General features: G+C 47.6%; 17 protein-coding genes, 14 tRNA genes and 1 rRNA gene. 31 read left to right on the forward strand and 1 reads right to left on the reverse strand.

Features of this window, described 5'->3' with window-relative positions; genetic code table 11:
• The first annotated feature begins 237 nt into the window (after positions 1-237).
• The 15 genes from rrf to PBN151_RS19525 all read left to right on the forward strand — a co-directional run bounded on the left by rrf (position 238) and on the right by PBN151_RS19525 (position 7,199).
• Positions 238-354 (forward strand): 5S ribosomal RNA (gene rrf, locus PBN151_RS19455).
• Between the two features lie 9 nt (positions 355-363).
• Positions 364-439: transfer RNA gene (locus PBN151_RS19460), tRNA-Asn, on the forward strand.
• A gap of 1 nt (position 440) precedes the next feature.
• A tRNA-Ser gene (locus PBN151_RS19465) sits at positions 441-533 on the forward strand.
• Between the two features lie 4 nt (positions 534-537).
• Positions 538-612: transfer RNA gene (locus tag PBN151_RS19470), tRNA-Glu, on the forward strand.
• A 107-nt stretch (positions 613-719) separates the two neighbouring features.
• Positions 720-795: transfer RNA gene (locus tag PBN151_RS19475), tRNA-Met, on the forward strand.
• A gap of 45 nt (positions 796-840) precedes the next feature.
• Positions 841-916, forward strand: a tRNA-Val gene (locus tag PBN151_RS19480).
• Positions 917-979: 63 nt separating this feature from the next.
• Positions 980-1,055: transfer RNA gene (locus PBN151_RS19485), tRNA-Val, on the forward strand.
• Between the two features lie 6 nt (positions 1,056-1,061).
• A tRNA-Met gene (locus PBN151_RS19490) sits at positions 1,062-1,137 on the forward strand.
• 5 nt (positions 1,138-1,142) lie between these two features.
• A tRNA-Asp gene (locus tag PBN151_RS19495) sits at positions 1,143-1,219 on the forward strand.
• A gap of 33 nt (positions 1,220-1,252) precedes the next feature.
• Positions 1,253-1,327, forward strand: a tRNA-Glu gene (locus PBN151_RS19500).
• A gap of 14 nt (positions 1,328-1,341) precedes the next feature.
• Positions 1,342-1,417: transfer RNA gene (locus PBN151_RS19505), tRNA-Lys, on the forward strand.
• Positions 1,418-1,666: 249 nt separating this feature from the next.
• On the forward strand, positions 1,667-2,788 hold the full coding sequence (locus PBN151_RS19510) for an ROK family protein (protein ID WP_072730341.1): 1,122 nt from the start codon (positions 1,667-1,669) through the stop codon (positions 2,786-2,788).
• 250 nt (positions 2,789-3,038) lie between these two features.
• Positions 3,039-4,151 carry an MDR/zinc-dependent alcohol dehydrogenase-like family protein gene (locus PBN151_RS19515; protein WP_072730342.1) on the forward strand — a complete coding sequence of 371 codons (1,113 nt, stop codon included), beginning with the start codon at positions 3,039-3,041 and terminating at the stop codon, positions 4,149-4,151.
• A gap of 16 nt (positions 4,152-4,167) precedes the next feature.
• Positions 4,168-5,853 carry a ribulokinase gene (locus tag PBN151_RS19520; RefSeq protein WP_072730343.1) on the forward strand — a complete coding sequence of 562 codons (1,686 nt, stop codon included), beginning with the start codon at positions 4,168-4,170 and terminating at the stop codon, positions 5,851-5,853.
• A 65-nt stretch (positions 5,854-5,918) separates the two neighbouring features.
• Entirely contained in the window at positions 5,919-7,199 is a 1,281-nt protein-coding gene (locus tag PBN151_RS19525; RefSeq protein WP_072730344.1) for an MFS transporter, read from the forward strand.
• Positions 7,200-7,259: 60 nt separating this feature from the next.
• On the opposite strand, the gene PBN151_RS19530 is transcribed toward PBN151_RS19525, so the two are convergent.
• Positions 7,260-8,126 carry an AraC family transcriptional regulator gene (locus PBN151_RS19530; protein WP_072730345.1) on the reverse strand — a complete coding sequence of 289 codons (867 nt, stop codon included), beginning with the start codon at positions 8,124-8,126 and terminating at the stop codon, positions 7,260-7,262.
• Between the two features lie 163 nt (positions 8,127-8,289).
• On the opposite strand from PBN151_RS19530, the gene PBN151_RS19535 reads away from it, so the two are divergent.
• The 16 genes from PBN151_RS19535 to tgt all read left to right on the forward strand — a co-directional run bounded on the left by PBN151_RS19535 (position 8,290) and on the right by tgt (position 20,365).
• Positions 8,290-9,309 (forward strand): asparaginase, encoded by a 1,020-nt coding sequence (locus PBN151_RS19535; protein WP_072730346.1) that lies wholly within the window; start codon positions 8,290-8,292, stop codon positions 9,307-9,309.
• Positions 9,310-9,522: 213 nt separating this feature from the next.
• Positions 9,523-9,597: transfer RNA gene (locus PBN151_RS19540), tRNA-Gly, on the forward strand.
• Positions 9,598-9,603: 6 nt separating this feature from the next.
• A tRNA-Arg gene (locus PBN151_RS19545) sits at positions 9,604-9,680 on the forward strand.
• 30 nt (positions 9,681-9,710) lie between these two features.
• Positions 9,711-9,793, forward strand: a tRNA-Leu gene (locus PBN151_RS19550).
• Between the two features lie 6 nt (positions 9,794-9,799).
• Positions 9,800-9,876 (forward strand) — tRNA-Pro (locus PBN151_RS19555).
• Positions 9,877-10,065: 189 nt separating this feature from the next.
• Entirely contained in the window at positions 10,066-10,590 is a 525-nt protein-coding gene (gene sigY / locus PBN151_RS19560) for an RNA polymerase sigma factor SigY (protein WP_072730347.1), read from the forward strand.
• Positions 10,583-10,984: a YxlC family protein gene (locus tag PBN151_RS19565; protein ID WP_072730348.1), complete on the forward strand. Its 402-nt coding sequence runs from the start codon at positions 10,583-10,585 to the stop codon at positions 10,982-10,984. The genes sigY and PBN151_RS19565 overlap by 8 nt, the downstream gene beginning before the upstream one ends.
• Positions 10,977-11,183: a hypothetical protein gene (locus PBN151_RS19570; RefSeq protein WP_021257042.1), complete on the forward strand. Its 207-nt coding sequence runs from the start codon at positions 10,977-10,979 to the stop codon at positions 11,181-11,183. The genes PBN151_RS19565 and PBN151_RS19570 overlap by 8 nt, the downstream gene beginning before the upstream one ends.
• Before the next feature lie 363 nt (positions 11,184-11,546).
• Positions 11,547-12,287 carry a BofC C-terminal domain-containing protein gene (locus PBN151_RS19575; protein ID WP_072730349.1) on the forward strand — a complete coding sequence of 247 codons (741 nt, stop codon included), beginning with the start codon at positions 11,547-11,549 and terminating at the stop codon, positions 12,285-12,287.
• Positions 12,288-12,458: 171 nt separating this feature from the next.
• Positions 12,459-13,634, forward strand: coding sequence for a cation:proton antiporter (locus PBN151_RS19580; protein WP_072730350.1), 1,176 nt, complete (start codon positions 12,459-12,461; stop codon positions 13,632-13,634).
• Between the two features lie 135 nt (positions 13,635-13,769).
• Positions 13,770-14,273, forward strand: a complete 504-nt coding sequence (gene ruvC / locus PBN151_RS19585) for a crossover junction endodeoxyribonuclease RuvC (RefSeq protein ID WP_036592604.1) — start codon at positions 13,770-13,772, stop codon at positions 14,271-14,273.
• Positions 14,270-14,896 carry a Holliday junction branch migration protein RuvA gene (ruvA, locus tag PBN151_RS19590; RefSeq protein WP_021257038.1) on the forward strand — a complete coding sequence of 209 codons (627 nt, stop codon included), beginning with the start codon at positions 14,270-14,272 and terminating at the stop codon, positions 14,894-14,896. The genes ruvC and ruvA overlap by 4 nt, the downstream gene beginning before the upstream one ends.
• A 14-nt stretch (positions 14,897-14,910) precedes the next feature.
• Positions 14,911-15,921: a Holliday junction branch migration DNA helicase RuvB gene (ruvB, locus tag PBN151_RS19595; protein ID WP_021257037.1), complete on the forward strand. Its 1,011-nt coding sequence runs from the start codon at positions 14,911-14,913 to the stop codon at positions 15,919-15,921.
• A gap of 62 nt (positions 15,922-15,983) precedes the next feature.
• Positions 15,984-18,149: a SpoIID/LytB domain-containing protein gene (locus PBN151_RS19600; RefSeq protein ID WP_072730351.1), complete on the forward strand. Its 2,166-nt coding sequence runs from the start codon at positions 15,984-15,986 to the stop codon at positions 18,147-18,149.
• A gap of 12 nt (positions 18,150-18,161) precedes the next feature.
• Positions 18,162-19,208, forward strand: a complete 1,047-nt coding sequence (queA, locus tag PBN151_RS19605) for a tRNA preQ1(34) S-adenosylmethionine ribosyltransferase-isomerase QueA (protein WP_072730352.1) — start codon at positions 18,162-18,164, stop codon at positions 19,206-19,208.
• A 20-nt stretch (positions 19,209-19,228) separates the two neighbouring features.
• Entirely contained in the window at positions 19,229-20,365 is a 1,137-nt protein-coding gene (gene tgt, locus PBN151_RS19610) for a tRNA guanosine(34) transglycosylase Tgt (RefSeq protein ID WP_021257034.1), read from the forward strand.
• The last annotated feature ends 40 nt before the right edge of the window (positions 20,366-20,405 follow it).

Raw genomic sequence — 20,405 nt, forward strand, 5'->3', positions numbered from 1 at the left:
CTGACCAATACTAATCGGTCGAGGGCTTATCCTAAAAGATTAAACCCCAAAAAGTGACGTGAAGCTTTGCAGCAACACCGAAACCTTTTCGGGGGCCCCGGATGAACAATTAGCACTAACTTTCGCATTCAGTTTTCAGGGTGCAATGTTTTGGAGTCTGACTAGTGCAGACGAAGAAACGCACACAGCACTTGGTCGTGCTGAACCTGAATTTCATATTGGCTAATGCCAATGCTGTTTGGTGGCGATGGCGGAGGGGTTCCACGCGTACCCATCCCGAACACGACCGTTAAGCCCTCCAGCGCCGATGGTACTTGGACCGCAGGGTCCCGGGAGAGTAGGACGTCGCCAAGCAGTTAATATTCCCTGATAGCTCAGTTGGTAGAGCACTCGACTGTTAATCGAGTTGTCACAGGTTCGAGTCCTGTTCGGGGAGCCATGGAGAGATGTCCGAGTTTGGTCGAAGGAGCACGATTGGAAATCGTGTAGGCGCCACAAGCGTCTCGAGGGTTCGAATCCCTCTCTCTCCGCCAGTTTGGCCCGTTGGTCAAGGGGTTAAGACACCTCCCTTTCACGGAGGTAACAGGGGTTCGAATCCCCTACGGGTCACCATTTTATGAATGAAATTACGTAGTACAGGGTACTAGTCAACTAGATAGGAACCATCTGAACAGGGTGGGATCATTACATTCAAATTTGTTAGTATCCAGCGTGAATATCGCGGGGTGGAGCAGTTGGTAGCTCGTCGGGCTCATAACCCGAAGGTCGCAGGTTCAAGTCCTGCCCCCGCAACCAAATATGTAATCACTATCTTATATAGGATTGCGATTGAGTTGTTAAGGACACTTAGCTCAGCTGGGAGAGCACCATCTTGACAGGGTGGGGGTCAGCGGTTCGAACCCGTTAGTGTCCACCATAAAGAGCTATGAAATAATTTTTGATAGATTAAGATACATAGCATTTATATGAAATATTATATGGACGCTTAGCTCAGCTGGGAGAGCATCTGCCTTACAAGCAGAGGGTCGGCGGTTCGATCCCGTCAGCGTCCACCATCATATCGCGGGGTGGAGCAGTTGGTAGCTCGTCGGGCTCATAACCCGAAGGTCGCAGGTTCAAGTCCTGCCCCCGCAACCAAATATGGAGCTGTGGTGTAGAGGCCTAACATGCCTGCCTGTCACGCAGGAGACCGCGGGTTCGAATCCCGTCAGCTCCGCCATTTTTCTTCTTGAGAAATGATCAAATTGAATAAGGCCCGTTGGTCAAGGGGTTAAGACACCTCCCTTTCACGGAGGTAACAGGGGTTCGAATCCCCTACGGGTCACCATTTCTCTCTTATGAGAGCCATTAGCTCAGTTGGTAGAGCACCTGACTTTTAATCAGGGTGTCGAAGGTTCGAGTCCTTCATGGCTCACCAGTTTGTGCAATTTTCAGCCTGATGCGGAAGCGTCGGGCTTTTTTTGTCGTTGTTTGAACAAGGAGAGCTGATTCGAGAGAGCGTAAGATGCTCTGAGTACGCAATCTTTGATTTAAGGGTGCTAATTTGTACTACCCCTAGAATTATGATAAGGGCATGCTCTATTGATGTTTTATTCGAAAGACATTATGATTAAAGGAATAGATAACTAACTCCTTTTATAAAAGGGTTTCAATAAGGTGGGACGTTATGGTGGTAGACAAAACCGTTAATATTAAGGAATTCAATCGAAATCGAATATATATGCTGCTGCGGCAAGAAAAAAACTTATCTAAGCAGGATATTGTGCAGCATTTGCAGATTAGCTTACCAACCATTACGCAGAATTTAAATTATTTGCTGCAGGAGAAGCTGATTGCGAATACGGGGAAAATTGGTAATACCGGAGGACGCAATGCACAGGTCTATTCTTATATAAGCGATGCCAAAATCGCTATTGGCTTAGATATTACGCGGAACCATGTCACAACAGTGGTTGTTGATTTAAATGGGGATATTATCCACATAAACAGAAGAAGACAAAAGTTTGAAACCTCGGATCCTTATTTTCAGTTATTGGGAAATATCATTCAGGAGGACATAAAAGAACTGGATATTGACGATTCGAAAATATTAGGTGTCGGCATCGGGGTGCCGGGATTGATTACGGAAGACCACCAGACTGTCTTTTACGGGAAGATCCTGAATTTCACCGGAGAGACGCTGCAGCGCTTCACCAAGTACATACCGTATCCGGCCATTCTTGTGAATGATGCGAATGCGGCTGGGTTCTCGGAAATATGGGCGACGCCGGACACGAAAAATGCATTTTATATTTCTCTTAGCAATAATATTGGCGGAGCCGTTTATATTGGAAATAAAGTGTTTGCCGGAGAGAATCAAAAGAGTGGGGAAATCGGGCATATTACGATCATTCCAGACGGTCTCCCTTGTTATTGCGGTCAAAAGGGCTGCCTTGAGGCATATTGCTCAGCTTCTTTATTAGCAGATACAGCTGATGGGAGTTTGGGGCGTTTTTTTGAGGAGGTACAGGGCGGCAATCGTGAAAAGCTGATCGTTTGGGACAACTATTTGCGCCATCTTTCGATCGCCATTAATAATATTCGCATGCTGTTCGACTGTGACATTATCCTTGGCGGTTACGTAGGGGCTTATATGGAGAATTATATCGATACGTTGAAGAAGCTGGTGGCCAGCCGCAATACGTTCGAAGATCATGCAGATTATGTGCGCATTTGCAGTTATAAAACGGAGGCTATTGCGGCTGGGGCTGCTCTGCCCTTCATCGATCAGTTCATTAATCAAATATAAGAAGATACCAAGCTTACAGCATCGCATGGAGTAGGTCAAGAGGAGTCAAGTTCCTTTACCTGCTTCATGCGTTTTTTTTATCTTTCAATCGGCTGACAAGCAGGAAATGCTTCGCATCTTGTACTGCAAAATAATACTTATTTTTTAATTGCATATTGACAAGAAGGACGAGAGGGAATATCCTTGCATTAAGTAGTTTTATAAAACACTTTAACAAAAGTAATTTACTTATTGGGGAGGCGGATGCATAATGAATCAACAACAATCTACCAGCTTAAAAGCCACGACAGGGAACGTACCAGCAACTATGAAAGCGCTTGTAGCGTATGGGAAGCATGATTACCGCTTTGAAGCCAACTATCCTACGCCTGAATGCGGGCCAGACGATATGATCATTAAAACGGAAGCATGCGGCATTTGCGCAGGAGACTTGAAGTGCATGCATGGCGCAGCAATGTTCTGGGGCGACGAGACACAGCCAGAATGGGTGAAGCCTCCGTTTATTCCGGGGCATGAATTTTTAGGAACAATCGTAGAAATTGGCGAAAATGTAACCGATTTCAAAATTGGGGATCGAGTAACTGCGGATCAGATCGTTCCTTGCCAAGAATGCAGATTTTGCAAAAGAGGGGAGTACTGGATGTGCCAGCCCCATAACATATTCGGTTTCCAAGGCTCGAACAACGGGGGAATGGCGGAATATGTTCGATACCCGAAAACGGCGGTTGTCCATAAGGTGCCTGGACAGATGGAATTGGAGTCTGCGCTGCTGATTGAGCCTTATGCTTGCTCGAAGCATGCCGTGGATCGGGCGCAAATCGGATGCGAGGATGTCGTCGTTATCTCTGGGGCGGGGCCTCTGGGCTTAGGAATGATCACATATGCGAGAATGAAAAATCCAAAAAAATTGATTGTGCTGGATTTGGTTGAGAACCGTTTGGAAAAGGCGAAGGAATTTGGCGCGGATATCGTCCTTAATCCGAAAGAGACGGATGTGGTTCAAGCGATTTTGGATATGACGGAGGGTTACGGTTGCGACATCTACATCGAAGCGACAGGACATCCTTCCAGCGTAACGCAAGGATTGAGCATGATTCGCAAGCTTGGACGCTTCGTGGAATTCAGCGTGTTCGGGGAGCCGACTATCGTGGATTGGTCCATCATCGGAGACCGCAAGGAGCTGGATGTATTGGGATCACATTTGAGCCCATATTGTTACCCATTCGTCATTGAAAATGTTGCAAACGGCAATCTGAAAACGAACGGCATTGTGACTCGCAAGTTCCCGATTGAGCAATGGGAAGAAGCCTTTGAATATGCATCTGGTAAGCATGGTGATTTCAAGGTTGCAATTACGTTCTAAAAAGGGTGAATGCAAAATGGAGAACTATGTAGTTGGAATTGATTATGGCACATTAAGCGCCCGTACGATACTTGTTAACGTATCCACCGGAGAGATAAGTGCTTCTGCAGAGATGAATTATCCTCACGGCGTAATGGATCAGGTGCTGCCGGACGGCGTAACGAAGCTGGGGCCGGATTGGGCTTTGCAGCATCCGCAGGACTATTTACAATGCACCACTGCAACGCTGACAAAGGTTCTGGAAACGAGCGGCATTGATGCCCGCCAGATTATTGGCGTCGGCACCGATTTTACGGAATGTACGATGCTTCCCGTAAAGGCGGATGGAACGCCCCTATGCATGCTGGATGCATACAAGAACAATCCGCATGCGTATGTGAAGCTGTGGAAGCACCATGCGGCAGCAGAGGAAGCCAACCGACTGAATGATATAGCCCGTATGCGGGGCGAGGAATTTTTGGACTTCTACGGTGGGAAAATTTCTTCAGAATGGATGTTTCCAAAAATATGGCAAATTCTTAATGAAGCACCCGAAATATATGAAGCCGCTGATCGGTTCATGGAGCTTGCCGATTGGATTACACTACAGCTAACTGGAACAGAAACACGAAATAGCTGCACAGCTGGATATAAGGCCATATGGCACAAGCAAAACGGATTTCCATCAAATTCATTTTTGAAAGCGCTCGATCCAAAGCTGGAACACGTCGTTGACGAGAAAATGTCGAGAACCATTTATCCGGTCGGCACAAGAGCTGGATCAATTACAGAAGAGAGCGCAAAATGGACGGGACTGGCTGCGGGGACAGCGGTATCCGTAGGAATAGGCGATGCCCATTGCGCCGTAATCGGCTGCGGGATTACGACTCCCGATATTTTACTAATGGTGATGGGGACATCCGGCTGCGACATGCTGGTCAGTGAAACGGCAGTGAAGGTGCCGGGCATTAGCGGCATTTGCGAGGACGGCATTTTGCCTGGGTTCTACGGCTATGAGGCAGGACAATCCTGCATGGGAGACCATTTCTCATGGTTCGCGAATCACTGTGTGCCAGAGCGCCTAGGGCAAGAGGCCAGAGCTGCGAACAAGCATGTGCTGCAGCTTCTCAATGAGAAGGCAGAGAAGATTAAGCCCGGCGCCAGCGGCTTGATTGCGCTGGATTGGTGGAATGGGAACCGTTCCGTTCTGGTGGATGCGGATCTGACAGGATCAATGTTCGGCATGACGACGGCTACGACAGCCGAAGAAATGTACAAAGCATTGGTTGAAGCAGTTGCATTCGGGAAGCGGATGATTATTGAGAACTTTGTACAGCACGGAGTTCCGATTGCCAAAATCATGGCTACAGGCGGGATTGCGGAAAAAAGCCCATTCATTATGCAGACCTTCGCGGACATCATCGGCATGCCGATTCACGTCGCGGCAACTCAGCAAGGAACAGCGATGGGGGCCGCCATGCTCGGAGCCGTAGCGGCAGGCAGTACTAATGGAGGATACGACTCCATTCAGCAGGCTGGGAAAGCAATGGGTGGAGGCATTAAGAAAACGTATGAGCCGCAAGGTAAGCACCGGGAGATTTATAATCGACTCTATGCCCAGTATGTGCGGCTGCATGATTATTTTGGTCGCAATAAACAGAGTCCGATTAAACAATTGAAAGCGATTAAATTGGAAGTGATGGGTGGAGAGAGTTCAAATTAACATCTTTATAGAATAGCTGCATTACGGACAGTAGAAGAAGGAATAGATCATCCAGGAAAGAAGTGATGCACTTGAAAGACAAACATATTTTGGACAAAATAGGTATTCCTTCATCTCTAGCTTGGGGCTATCTCGGCATTCTGATCTTTATGATGGGGGATGGTCTGGAGCAGGGATGGTTAAGCCCATATCTGGTTGAACAGGGACTCACCGTACAGCAATCCGGCATTTTATTTACGGTATACGGGGTTACGATTGCATTGTCTTCTTTCCTGTCCGGATTATTCGTTGACGCGATTGGACCTAAAAAAGCAATGTTGACCGGGTTAATTCTATACATTCTCGGTTCCGTAGGCTTTATTGGTTTAGGAATTACCCAGCTTTCATTTGCAACGATGCTGCCGACGTATGCGTTTAAGGGTCTCGGCTATCCTTTGTTCGCATACTCGTTCCTCGTCTGGATCGCTTATCAGACACCTCAGAAGAAGCTGGGAACGGCTGTCGGCTGGTTCTGGTTCGTGTTCACTGGGGGCATGAACGTACTCGGCGCATACTATTCCACCTGGGCATTGAAGCACCTGGGGCATATCAATACACTATGGAGTGCAATCGTATGGGTACTGCTTGGGGCATTGTTCGCACTGGTCATCAATCCCGGCGGCAAGCTGGATAAGGCCAAGGCAGAACAGCATGACAACAAAGTAAAAGAGCTTGCCAAAGGATTGGCAATTGTCAAAAAGGAACCGAAAATCGTATTGGTCGGCTTAGTTCGCATCATCAATACGGCTGCACAATTCGGCTTCCCCATATATATGCCGCTATACATGGAGAGTCAAGGCATTAGCATTTCATCCTGGCTGCATCTATGGGCTATGATTTTTATCGGAAACATCGCGTTCAACCTGCTGTTTGGCATTGTGGGCGATAAGCTTGGCTGGAGAAATACGGTAATGTGGTTTGGATGTGCAGGCTCGGCCTTCTTTACGATTTTACTCTTTTACGTTCCTCAACTTGCGGCAGGCAATGTATGGCTTGTGCAAATTGTCGGGATCTTGTGGGGCGGATGTCTGGCAGGCTTCGTGCCATTGTCTGCGATAGCCCCGTCTTTGGTAAAGGAAGAAAAGGGTGCAGCGATGTCAATCTTAAACCTGGGCGCGGGATTGAGCGCATTCGTTGGTCCAGCTCTTGTTGCTTTATTTATTGGAAGCCTCGGTTACGCCGGCATTACGTGGCTATTCGCTGGGCTATTTGCAGCAGCAGGCGTTATGATGATTTTTGTCACGCTCCCTGCTGAGGACAAAACAACGAAGGACGCGAGTGCACACACCGAAATTGTAAGCGCTTAATAAGGTTACCTAAAAAAGCAGCTCTTCTCCACTTGGGAGAGGGCTGCTTTTATCATAATGCTAGCGATCAATTTTCTGGTAACTATTGTTTGTTCGGTATAAGGTAGGACTGATTCCATACACGTAGGTAAACTGATTTGAGAAGTAATGGATTGAATCGTAGCCCAACATTAGTGCGATTTCCGTAATTGATTGGCGGCTTTCCATCAACAAAACGGCCGCCTTTTTCATGCGAGCCTGCAGCAAATACGCTTTAGGCGATGCTCCTGTCTCTTGCTTGAAAAGCCGATAAAATTGGGACTTTTCCAGCCCGCATTCGCTGCACCAGTAATCAACCGAATGCCGCTGCTCGGGATGTTCGTCCATTCGCTCCAAGATTCGAGCTATGCGATAATCCGTAGGATTGGGCAATCTGCTTGCATCGTACCATTGAATCAGCCAGGAGTAAAAACTAGCTGATGCAGCCTGCTTCGTATAGCAGCCGCGCCGATTATATGCGGTAAGCACATGCTTCATCAGCTCAATGAAGTAAGGATAAGGGCGAAGCGAAGTGCAGGTCGGCAATGATTCCAGTTCTGAGCAAGGGTTATGTGCGGTTAACCACCTCGGATCGAATTCATCCCATTCATAAGCAAAGGTAGGCTGGTTCGGCGGAGGAGCCTCCCATAGATCGCAGTAGATATTACATGCATTCATCGTTTCATTTGGTGCATGCTCGAAGGAATGCCATTGTCCAGGGCGGACAAAGATGAGCGTGCCGTTCGCGACCGCATATCGTTGGTCATCTATCGTCATATGGCCATGGCCGTCCAAGAATAAGTGGAATGCATAGCTGTATCCTCTGCGCAGCTGTTCCTCTCGCGTTCCTCGGTAATTATACATATGCGCTGCACGGATGTATGGCCTTATATCCGCAATGGTCATCATGCCTATCCCTCCGGTTCGTTAGCGGAAATTTTTATAACTGACAGGAACTTGTTATAAATACGAGCAGCTAGGAACATGATACTATGTTTGCAGAGTTATGTCATGATAGGGGAAGTCTTGAAATGAGAATGATGACAGCATGTGTTGGCGAGGAGGAACAATAATGGTTGATTTGGGCAAGGTGTTAGTAGAGGAATCACGAGGCGGTTGGTTGGAATGTGCATATACAGGACATATTGTAGGTGTTAACGAACAAGCTGAGACACTATTCCATGTTGGCGACCCTGACTATGTAAGCTTTATGCGCTCTTCTTCGAAGCCGGTGCAGGCGCTCCCTGCTTTGTTAGCAGGTGTTCCGGAGCATTACGGATTAAGTGAGGAAGAGATCGTCTTAATGACTGCATCTCATCGTGCACAGCAGTTCCATGTACAAGCACTGGAATCGTTCATGAAGAAGACGGGGATCACTGAGGATCAATTCGTATGCAAGCCTACCTATCCACTGAATGGCGCTGCGAGGGACGAGCGGATTGCCAACGGGCAGCCACCGCGCTCCTTATATCACAACTGCTCGGGCAAGCACTTAGGTGTTCTGGCATTATGCAAGATGATGGGGTGGCCAACCGATAATTATGCAGAACCGGAGCATCCCGTTCAGCAGAAGGTGCTACGCTTGATGTCTCAGCTTGCTGATGTGCCAGCCCCGCAAATTAAATTAGGAACGGATGGCTGCGGGTTCCCGGTATATGCTATTCCAATTCGCAATATAGCCCTCTTGTATTTGAGATTGGCTTGTCCGGATTTAATTGCAGATGAGGAAGTGCGCAGAGCGATTACACGCTTGACGAGTCTAATGAACAAACATCCATTCTATGTATCCGGAACGGAGCTTATTTGTCCAACACTGCTGCAGGATCCGAATATCGTAGCGAAAGGCGGAGCCAAAGGCATCTATTGCTTCGGCTTGCGCGAGCAGAGAATAGGGATAGCCTTCAAAGTGATGGACGGATCGGAAGATCAATGGCCGATCATTGCTGCTGACATTTTAGAGCAGATTCAATACCCGACGACAGCAACCATCGAACGCTTAAAAAAGCTGAGCCCTGCGGAGACGAAAAACGACAATTCGAGGGTAGTAGGAATTCGCAAGCCTGCTTTTACACTTGAGTGGGTTAGATCATAAGAAACTAAGAACATACTATTAGAACCTGCTTGTATGAGCTGAGATATGGCTTGGCAAGCAGGTTTTTTGACAAGAAAAAAATACCACCAAGAAATCTTTAAAAAAGATTTGCAATTCAATTATCAGTCTGATATATTATTACTTGTCCTTGTTGAACGGCAACGACGACAACGAAGCAAATGAAGTTGTACAGATTGGTTAACACAATAATATGCGGACATAGCTCAGTGGTAGAGTATCGCCTTGCCAAGGCGAGGGTCGCGAGTTCGAATCTCGTTGTCCGCTCCAGAATATGCGCCCTTAGCTCAGCTGGATAGAGCGTTTGACTACGAATCAAAAGGCCGGGAGTTCGAATCTCTCAGGGCGCGCCACTTAATTTCATAATGGATTATTTCTACTAAGCCGGTGTGGCGGAATTGGCAGACGCGCGCGACTCAAAATCGTGAGGGAAACCGTGGAGGTTCGAGTCCTCTCACCGGCACCATCCATTCGGGACGTAGCTCAGCTTGGTAGAGCACCTGGTTTGGGACCAGGGGGTCGCATGTTCAAATCGTGTCGTCCCGACCATTATCATCAACCGTCGGTTATAACCGACGGTTTTTGCTATTCTAATCCTTCTTTTTTTCCACCCTTCCTTCCTAGATGATTTTTCAACTTTTTTCAATTTCCCTTGAACGATTCTTAATGCTAATACGTAATATAGATGCTTTGCGCAAAGCTCGTTGCGTTATGATATTAAAGAAAGGAGGCGAATACATGTCTGAGCAGCATCGGATAGAGCGAGCAGTCAGAGGAGACATGGATGAACTTGCTGTGCTGCTGCATGAGAATTACTCCTTTCTATATAAATATGCCTTGAAATTAACGATGAGTTCTTCGAATGCTGAAGATTTGGTTCAAGACACGATGGTGAGGTGTATGGAGAAGATTCATACGTACAATGGGAGTTCACGATTCTCGTCATGGCTAATTACGATTGCGACACGCCTGTTTTATGACAAGATGCGCCGCAAGAAAGTGGAGAGCAAATGGCGAGAGCAGGAACAAGCTGTACGTCAGCTGCGCTATCAAATGGAATCAAGCAATATGGAGTGGACGGCAGCGCTGGAGCTCCTTGGTGAGTTGTCCTACGAACAGAGGACTCCAATTGTGTTGAAATATTATTATGGATATCAGGTTAATGAAATTGCAGAAATGTTGAACGTTCAAGCAGGTACGATAAAATCACGCATGCACTATGGCTTGGAGAAGCTGCGGAAGGAGTGGAAGCAAGATGAGTGAGAAGCAAGATAACAAGAAAGGACATGTAGATTCTCTACATCAAGTACCGATGTCCAATCATGCTACACATCCGGAACAGGACTCGGTGTGGGAGGAGAGACTGCATCCTCACTGGGAACACTTAGATGAATGGAGTGATCGCCATTCTCCGCATCCGAGTGCTGCCCACATCCAGCAGGTATTGCTTCAGGCGAAGAAGAGGAACCGTAAACGGCTGTGGAAAGAACTGCTTGTCTTATGGAGTGCTGCATTGCTGCTAGTTGGCGGCGGGTGCAGTCTTGCCCAAGCGAATTGGTATATCTATGTCTGGATGCAGCTCATTTCCCTGTGTGGCGCAGTTCTTATTTGGGCAATTTGTATCCATCCGAGCAATGGGAGTGAGCAGAATGAATAATGGTACTGAGAATGTCCCTTGGTGGGTCTGGGTTCTAATTGGAATCATTCTGCTCATTCAAGGAACTTGGTTGTTTTTGGATGCTCGCAGGCGGAATAAGTACCCTTGGTTCTGGGGGATCTGGGGATTCACGGGAACCCCTCTCCCGCTGCTTGTCTATATATGCTTCGTTATTCGGCCGTGGAGAAAATTGAAATGAAGGAACAGACAGATTAATTGTATAACTTCCCCTTTATCTGGGCCACACTATAAGAAAAGCCTCCAAGTATATAAGTGCGTGTTCAAAAAGACCGGTTTTCAGCACCGAGAAGATTGGATGAAGCTAGGGCCTGAGGAGCGGAATGTACGTTTTAGGTACATGAGCACCGGAAGGTCCGGCTGAATTCAAGATTCGATGCCGAGTCCACTTCATGATTTACTTCGTGATCAAAAGCGGACTTTTTGAACAACATCTATAAGTGATGATTCTGGCGGCTTTTTCTTGTGAGCAAAGCAAGATGATTCTGGCATCGTGGAATCAAATGCTTTACTCAAATTAACAAGCAGTTAGAGGGGATTACTTATGGCTCGAGAACACCGTACCGTCTCTAGGTTCTATTTTCGAGTGAAGCAATGGAAGAAGCGTTTGCGGCGCTTCCGCAAGCCGATATGGTCTTTGGCTGCAATTGTGTTGTTCGTAGCGGTAGTTGCCATTGGGATACAGTTGTCTGATCGTGTGCGCAGTATGCTGGCGGACTATGATAAGCCATCTTCGATTGAGACCTTCGCCTTATGGAAGGATAATGAGTCTAAGCTTAATGAATCAGCCCAGCTTGTGATCGCGCAGTTGGTTCAGCAGGATGAACAGCGTGAAGTTATTGCTCGCAAGCAATATATATGCGGAAAAAATGATGAAGTGTTGGGTGCAAAGCCAACACGTGACATTATTCAGCTCGTGCTCAACCATCCAGACTGGTCGGTATCCATGGATGCAAACGGACGGGTGATCCTGGAGGAACAGGTTGAAGAGTTGTCAGGTACATGCAAGGATAAGGCGCATATTAGTCTCGATAAGGATGGGAATCTGACGTTGTATGACGGTCCGCCTGAAGGTGGAAAGGTGATACGTACATTTTTCCAATTGGATGTAGAGTCCATGGAGAGTTCGCTTCCTCCGAAGGTAATGAAGCAGCTATATCAAGGGATCCGCATTACAGATGTCGATGCTTATCATAGTGTGCTGTCTACGTTTAGCGATTATGCGATCGAAGAGACGAAGAAAGTCATGAAACCAACCCACTCGAATGAACGTATTACAAAATAGAGGCAGTAACAAGTAGGACGCCGTAACCGACGTCCTTCTTTTTTTGTATATTCTCGGGTTTAGGTCATGAAATGTAACATAAAGAAAAATGGTATGGATTGCCCTTAGCCACCTACAAAAAAAATGTCGGTTTGCGGTCATAATAATTGTACAGCGGAAAGGGGAATGCCAATGGAACTTATTCTCATGTTGCTCATCATTTTGGCTTCGACAAAGATCGCAGGTGATCTCACTGTACGATTGGGTCAACCAGCCGTACTTGGTAAACTCATTGTGGGGATAATTATCGGCCCAGCTGTGCTCGGATGGGTTTCAGACGGTGAACTAATTAAGGAAATGGCGGAAGTTGGCGTCATTTTGCTTATGTTCATTGCTGGTCTGGAGACAGATTTGGATGAATTGAAGAAGAATTGGAAGGCGGCGTTCGCAGTAGCAATCGGCGGGGTCATTCTTCCTTTTATCGGTGGATATAGTGGTGGTCTGTTGTTCGGATTAGATTCGAACCAATCCATGTTTGTTGGTCTGCTGCTCTGCGCTACATCGGTAAGTATTTCGGTACAGACACTGAAGGATCTAGGACAGCTTAGCACTAGGGAAGGTACGACCATTCTTGGTGCAGCCGTCGTGGATGACATCCTGGTTGTCATACTTCTTGCCTTCATGCTCAGCTTGCTCGGTGCAGGCGGTGGCGCTTCAATCGGACTTATTATCGGGAAAAAAGTTCTTTTCTTCGTAGTAGCAATACTAGCAGGGATTTATGTAGTGCCTCGAGTGATGAAGTGGCTTGCACCGCTTCGCGTTACCGAAGCTGTTATTAGTGCGGCACTTATTATTTGTTTTGCCTTTTCTTACTTTGCAGACTATTTGGGCGTTGCAGGCATTATCGGTGCATTCGCTGCCGGGATTGCCATCTCGCAGACGAAGTTCAAGCATGAGGTAGAACATCGCCTTGAGCCAATTGCTTACGGTATCTTCGTACCAATCTTCTTCGTAAGTGTTGGGATTAATGTCAACTTCGAAGGCCTCGGGGAGTATGTATGGTTTATTGTACTGTTTACCGTTATTGCAATTGTAACGAAGCTGTTCGGCTGTGGATTGGGAGCTCGACTGACTGGATTTGATCGCAAGAGTGCGATCGGGATCGGCTCCGGAATGGTATCCCGCGGTGAGGTTGCACTTATTATTGCAACGACGGGTCTTGAAGGCGCCTTGTTCGATAAAGTGTATTTCACACCATTCGTTATTGTCATCATTATGACGACATTGGTGACGCCTCCGATGTTGAAGATAGCATTCCGTCATTCTACAACTGAGACAGCGGCAAATCAAGTATCAGCTGGGAAGTAATCGGCCGTAAGTAGGCTGTTTTCCCTGCAAACATCATAGGAATGACTCATTCTCTTCTTCACGATCTATGTTATAATGGAGTGAACACATATGTTCGCTTACTGGTACATGGATGCGGTGAGGGAGAGATTTTTTTTGCGTATTTTGGGGATTGACCCAGGGATTGCGATTGCAGGATTTGGGTTTGTAGATAAACAAGGAAGTCGGATTGTACCTGTACAATATGGCTGTATTCAGACAGAACCTTCGACAGCGCCGGAGATGCGGCTGCTGCAGGTGTATGAAGCTACGGAGCAGCTGCTAGACAAGTATAAACCAGATTCTATGGGAATAGAGAAATTGTTCTTCAATCGAAATGTCACGAATGCGTTTGCTGTTGGACAAGCACGCGGTGTTATCATTCTAGCAGCTGCCAAGCGCGGCATACCGATTGCAGAATATACGCCCATGCAGGTGAAGCAGGCTGTTGTTGGTTATGGGAAGGCAGAGAAGAAGCAGGTTCAAGAGATGGTGAAGCTGTTCTTGAAGCTGAAGGAGATACCGAAGCCCGATGATGTTGCTGATGCTCTTGCGGTGGCGATATGCCATGCGCATTCGAGTGGGCTTAATGACAAATTGAATGGAGTATGGCGATCATGATCGATTTTTTGCGTGGACAGGTTGCTCATTTAGAAACCGAATATATCGTCTTGGATGTTCAAGGCGTTGGGTACCGTGTCTTTACCCCGAATCCCTATGCTTTTGCAAAGCAGGAAGGGGCAGTCACCGTATATATTCATTATCATGTGCGTGAGGATGCAACATTGCTCTTTGGATTCAGCTCGCGAGAGGAGCAGAAGCTATTCCGCAGGCTGATCGATGTGAACGGAGTAGGGCCGAAGGTAGCGCTTGGCATTCTAGCAGGCTGTGGCAAGCCGGAAGCAGTTGTAACTGCCATTCAGCAAGAGAATATTGTGTTCTTAACGAAGCTGCCGGGTATCGGCAAGAAGACGGCTCAGCGTATCATTCTGGATCTGAAGGATAAGCTGGACGGTATCGGACTGGATATCCATCCGGACGCCTTGTTCATGAATGTCACAGTAGCAGACGATGACAGTGTGGACGGCAATGTATGGTCAGAGGCTAGAGAAGCACTCAAAGCATTGGGATATACAGAGACAGAACTTGATCGTGTATGGAATGACTTGCAACATCGCATTCATGCGGATGAAAGTGTAGATTCTTTAATGAAGAAGGCGCTGCAGGCGTTGTTTAAAGGATAAGAAAGGCGGTTAAGATGGAAGAGCACGAACGCATCATATCAGCCAATTGCATGATGGAAGATCAGGCAGTCGAGTTAAGCCTAAGACCGCGTTATTTGTCCGAGTATATCGGTCAGTCGCAGGTGAAGGATAATTTGAAGGTTTTCATTGAAGCTGCTAAGCTCCGCAAGGAAGCGCTTGACCATGTCCTGCTGTATGGACCTCCTGGTCTTGGAAAGACGACCTTATCTAACATTATTGCCAATGAGCTTGGCGTAAATATTCGTACGACTTCGGGGCCGGCGATTGAGAGACCGGGCGATCTCGCGGCATTGCTAACGAACTTGCAGGAAGGGGATGTCCTCTTCATAGACGAGATTCATAGACTGCATCGGACTGTAGAAGAAGTATTGTATCCGGCTATGGAGGACTTTGCACTCGATATTATTATCGGGAAGGGGCCGAGCGCCAGATCCGTTCGTCTGGATCTGCCGAAGTTCACCTTGATCGGTGCCACAACTAGAGCGGGATTACTCTCGGCTCCGCTTCGTGATCGCTTCGGTGTTGTGAGCCGCTTGGAGTTCTACAATAAGGATGAATTGAGCTATATCGTGTCGCGTGCCGCGGACATATTGGAAGTCCAAATTGTGGGGGAAGCAGCGGATGAGATTGCTGTTCGATCAAGAGGGACGCCGCGGATTGCTAACCGATTATTAAAGCGGGTGAGAGATTTTGCGCAAGTACGTGGTGATGGCATCATTACCGCAGCCATTGCGAAGGAATCGCTGCGCCTTATTCAGGTTGATCCACTTGGCCTTGATCAAATTGATCACAAAATGCTGCGCACGATGATTACGAATTTCCGTGGAGGCCCAGTAGGGCTGGATACGATTGCGGCAACGATTGGCGAAGAGAGCCAGACCATCGAGGATGTATACGAGCCGTATTTGCTGCAAATCGGTTTTCTTCAGCGGACACCTCGGGGTAGAATGGTTACCCCTCAAGCCTATACTCATTTAGGATTGCCTATACCGGAACAAAATTAAGTAAAACGCGTACAAATTGGCGTATGCAGAGGAGACGTGACAGAGGAAAGGAATGGGGAAACTTGAATAACAACAGGAACGTTATCCGATCCGTTGCAAGTGTGCTTACGGGGGCTCTGCTGCTATGTGGAGCTCCGTATGCTCTTATACAGCCAGCTAACGTCGCGTATGCGGCAGCAAGTAACGAAGCAAGACCTGAGCAAGCTGCTCTTCAGAATCATATCCGAGTGGCTTTGTTCGCTAATTTGAGCAAAGGATCACCTGGGCAAACATCGCTCCTGTCTCTGGCCTCCACAGCATCGCTGCAATTGGAAGCACGAATTGGAGCGAGTTCCAAAGGCAGCATTGATGTGGATGGTGGACAAGCTCGCTTTAGTGCGGATGATTATAAAGTGAAATTACTCGAAACCGATGATTTATCTGAGGCGCAATCGGTTATGAAGAAGGCACAGTCTTCAGGGCCAGCATATATTACCCAGATTCCAAGACGTGGAACGACATTCTTCGCTGTCTATGCTGGCAGCTATACAACCAGCAAATCTGCCTCCCAAGCTATGGACAAGATGCGTGGAATGACGGTGAAGGGATATGAACCATCCGTCGTTGGCCCCCATTATGTGCAAGCTGGCACATATGGCTCCCAAGATGAGGCCAAAAATGTACAACAATCCTTGTTGGATGCAGATCTTGATGCTTATGTGGTTACATTGGCAACGGATAGTGGAGTGCGGACAGCGGTCTGGGCAGGACAAGCTGCTTCGGATGCACAGCTTAGCGGGATACAATCGGTAGTCGCATCGAAGGGATATGCGGCGGGTGCTGTACAAGCCCAAGGTGCTGCTGTACATAGCATGGAATCGACTGGCAACGCGCTTACTCCTCATTACCGCGTATACGGCAGTGCGAAGTGGATTGTGAAGCCGAAAACGACGACGACGATTAAGGTAAGCGAACGAAGCGGAAGAGCGTACCGCGGCGTGATGGAGGTTAGTCTATATAAGGACAAGCTGGCGCTGGTTAATGAAGTGCCGCTTGAAGAATATTTGATATCGGTCGTTGGTGGAGAGGTCTATTCCAGCTGGCCGATGGATGCATTGAAAGCACAGGCAGTAGCCGCTCGTACATTTGCACTGTATCAAGGGGACAAATTCGAGATTGCTAATGTGGTAGATACAACATTAAGCCAAGCCTACTTCGGCGTGGAGAAAGAGCATCCAGACATTAAGAGAGCCGTGGAAGAGACTGCTGGAGAAGTGTTGATGCAGAACGGCAAGCTAATCGAGGCCATTTTCAATTCCAATGCAGGCGGCAAGACGGCTGATCCGATGGAAGTCTGGGGGGGCTCTTACGATTACTTCCAAGTTGTCGATAGTCCAGACGATGTCGCAGAGGCAGGTTCCAAATCATGGTATCGCGTATCCTTGCCAGATGGTAAGACAGGATATGTTCGTGAGGATGTAGTGAGTCTATCCGGGCAGACGGCAACCGTTCTTGAAAATGGTACGAATGTACGCCCAACACCGGCTATTCAGACAGACGTTCAGCCTGTAGGGAAGGTCGATAAGGGTACAAAGTTAACTGTGCTTGAAACGATTAAAGAAAATAATGAAATGAATTGGGTACGAGGCCCTTATACAGCGGAGCAGATTACCAGCTGGCTGAAGGATCGGACAGACACGACATTAAGCGGAACGATTAAGACTCTAGCGGTTACGGAAAGAGGTCCATCTGGACGTGCTGTCAAGATCGAAGCTAATGGCAAGCCTGTCGCGGTTAGTTATCCAGACAACTTCCGTTATGCATTTGGCGGTCTGCCGAGTACATTGTTCGATATCGTTCCTGGCGGATCAGGTGTGGTGTCTGATGTCCTCAGCAATGGCAGCGGGACAGGCACATCCTCGATTTCTATCGTTGGGGCAGACGGCAAATTACAATCCGTTAAAGATACCTCACAGCTTCGTGTTGTCAGCGGCAGCAGCAAGACAAGCGGGAAGCTCCCAAGCAGCATGGTAGCTGTGAATGGGAAAGGTACGACAAGCAAAGTGTCGCCTACCAAGGAAGAGCAGAAGCCAGTCGTAGAAGCGACATCGTTCTTGTTTGTTGGCAAAGGTAATGGGCACGGAATCGGAATGTCGCAATGGGGTGCCAAGGGATTAGCCGATCAAGGGTATGACTATAAAGCGATTTTGCAATACTATTACAAAAATGTAGAGCTAGTGAAGCGTTAGGACGGATAGCAGATGAATGTGGACTTATATGATTTTCATTTACCAGAGCATTTGATTGCGCAGACACCGTTGGCAGTACGGACTGCATCTCGATTATTAACATTGAATCGCCAGACTGGTGAAATGGAGCACCATACATTCCCTGAAATCATTAATTATTTACAGCCGGGCGATTTATTGGTACTGAACGACACTCGGGTTATCCCTGCGCGGTTGTTCGGAGTTAAGGAAGATACGGGAGCTAAGGTGGAAGTTCTCTTGCTCAAGCAGGAAGAGAATGATTGCTGGGAAGCGCTCGTGAAGCCAGGGAAGAAAGTCAAGCTGGGAACGGTTGTAGTGTTCGGTGATAAGTTGAAAGCGGAAGTGTTGGAAGAGCGTGAGATGGGGGCGAGATTGCTACGCTTCACATATGAGGGCATTTTCAATGAAATATTGGATGAGCTTGGACAAATGCCTCTTCCTCCATATATTAAAGAACAGCTGGATGATCGTGAACGTTATCAGACCGTGTATGCGAAGCACGAGGGATCTGCTGCTGCACCTACGGCAGGATTGCACTTTACGAAAGAGCTCTTAGCAGAAGTGGAAAATAAGGGAGCTCGAATTGCTTATGTCACCCTCCATGTAGGATTGGGCACGTTCCGGCCTATGTCTTCTGATACGATTGAAGAGCATGTCATGCATTCGGAATATTATGAAGTGAGTGCAGAGACGGCACGAACAATTAATGAAACGAAAGAGAAAGGCGGCCGTATAGTTGCAGTAGGAACTACATCAGCAAGAACACTAGAAACGGTTGCAGGGAGATTCGTCGGAAAGGCGATTGAGCCGTGTTCGGGCTGGACAGACATTTTTATCTATCCAGGTTATGAATTCAAGCTTGTGAACTCGCTACTAACGAACTTTCACCTCCCGAAATCGACATTAGTGATGCTTGTCAGCGCACTAGCTGGCCGTGAACATATTATGGCTGCCTATCAGGAAGCAATTGAGCAGGAATATCGCTTCTTCAGCTTTGGCGACGCCATGTTCATTTATGATAATGCACCGGAAACCTAATACAAGGATGAGATACAATTATGGCAGCAGTTACTTACGAATTAATTAAGACATGCAAGCAGACGGGAGCGCGGCTTGGCAAGGTTCATACCCCACACGGCTCCTTCGAAACACCAATTTTCATGCCTGTTGGGACATTGGCAACGGTAAAGACGATGAGCCCAGAAGAGTTGAAAGAGATGGAAGCTAAGATTATTTTGAGCAATACGTACCATCTCTTCCTTCGTCCAGGGCATGAAATCATTCGCGAAGCTGGCGGGCTTCATAAGTTTATGAATTGGGATCGGGCTATTTTGACGGATAGCGGCGGGTTCCAGGTATTTAGTCTTAGCGATATGCGTAAGATTGAAGAAGAAGGGGTTCACTTCCGTTCCCACTTGAATGGGGACAAGCTCTTCTTGTCTCCAGAGAAGGCTATGGAGATTCAGAATGCGCTAGGCTCTGATATTATGATGGCATTCGATGAATGTCCTCCGTATCCGGCTGAACCTCAATATATCAAGCCATCGCTTGAGCGTACAACTCGTTGGGCGGAACGTTGTTTGGAGAGCCATGCTAGACCACACGATCAAGCACTGTTTGCGATTATCCAAGGTGGCATGTATGAAGACCTTCGCCGCCAGAGTGCGAAGGATTTGACTTCGATGGATTTCCCGGGGTATGCTATTGGAGGACTTAGTGTAGGTGAACCGAAACACTTGATGTACGAGGTGCTGGATTACACAACTCCGTTGCTTCCGGCTAATAAGCCCCGCTATTTGATGGGGGTTGGATCACCGGATGCTTTGATCGAGGGAGCTATGCGCGGAGTGGACATGTTCGACTGCGTACTTCCTACACGCATCGCTCGCAATGGTACGACTATGACAAGCCAAGGCCGTCTTGTTGTACGGAATGCGAAGTATGCTCGTGACTTCGGGCCGCTTGATCCGAAGTGCGATTGCTACACATGCCGCAACTACTCGCGTGCGTATTTGCGCCATCTCATTAAGGCAGATGAGACATTTGGTCTTCGCTTGACGACTTATCATAACCTGTATTTCCTGGTGAACTTAATGAGTCAAGTACGCGAGGCGATCCGTGAAGATCGACTGCGCGATTTCAGAGACGAATTCTTTGAAGCTTATGGAATGGACCGCAACGAGAGCGGGTTCTAACAGTAGACATGCTGCCTGCTGAATCGTTCACATTCGTGGA

Source organism: Paenibacillus sp. NAIST15-1 (genome assembly GCF_001894745.1).
Classification (GTDB): domain Bacteria; phylum Bacillota; class Bacilli; order Paenibacillales; family Paenibacillaceae; genus Paenibacillus_B; species Paenibacillus_B suaedae.

Excerpts from the sequence above, each read along its gene's own strand:
- PBN151_RS19575 (WP_072730349.1), top strand. The coding sequence starts at position 11,547 with ATGGCTCGAGAACACCGTACCGTCTCTAGGTTCTATTTTCGAGTGAAG.
- PBN151_RS19530 (WP_072730345.1), bottom strand. The coding sequence starts at position 8,126 with ATGATGACCATTGCGGATATAAGGCCATACATCCGTGCAGCGCATATG.
- PBN151_RS19580 (WP_072730350.1), top strand. The coding sequence starts at position 12,459 with ATGGAACTTATTCTCATGTTGCTCATCATTTTGGCTTCGACAAAGATC.
- PBN151_RS19570 (WP_021257042.1), top strand. The coding sequence starts at position 10,977 with ATGAATAATGGTACTGAGAATGTCCCTTGGTGGGTCTGGGTTCTAATT.
- PBN151_RS19510 (WP_072730341.1), top strand. The coding sequence starts at position 1,667 with ATGGTGGTAGACAAAACCGTTAATATTAAGGAATTCAATCGAAATCGA.
- PBN151_RS19520 (WP_072730343.1), top strand. The coding sequence starts at position 4,168 with ATGGAGAACTATGTAGTTGGAATTGATTATGGCACATTAAGCGCCCGT.
- ruvA (WP_021257038.1), top strand. The coding sequence starts at position 14,270 with ATGATCGATTTTTTGCGTGGACAGGTTGCTCATTTAGAAACCGAATAT.
- PBN151_RS19565 (WP_072730348.1), top strand. The coding sequence starts at position 10,583 with ATGAGTGAGAAGCAAGATAACAAGAAAGGACATGTAGATTCTCTACAT.
- PBN151_RS19515 (WP_072730342.1), top strand. The coding sequence starts at position 3,039 with ATGAATCAACAACAATCTACCAGCTTAAAAGCCACGACAGGGAACGTA.
- tgt (WP_021257034.1), top strand. The coding sequence starts at position 19,229 with ATGGCAGCAGTTACTTACGAATTAATTAAGACATGCAAGCAGACGGGA.
- PBN151_RS19525 (WP_072730344.1), top strand. The coding sequence starts at position 5,919 with ATGCACTTGAAAGACAAACATATTTTGGACAAAATAGGTATTCCTTCA.
- sigY (WP_072730347.1), top strand. The coding sequence starts at position 10,066 with ATGTCTGAGCAGCATCGGATAGAGCGAGCAGTCAGAGGAGACATGGAT.
- ruvB (WP_021257037.1), top strand. The coding sequence starts at position 14,911 with ATGGAAGAGCACGAACGCATCATATCAGCCAATTGCATGATGGAAGAT.
- PBN151_RS19535 (WP_072730346.1), top strand. The coding sequence starts at position 8,290 with ATGGTTGATTTGGGCAAGGTGTTAGTAGAGGAATCACGAGGCGGTTGG.
- queA (WP_072730352.1), top strand. The coding sequence starts at position 18,162 with ATGAATGTGGACTTATATGATTTTCATTTACCAGAGCATTTGATTGCG.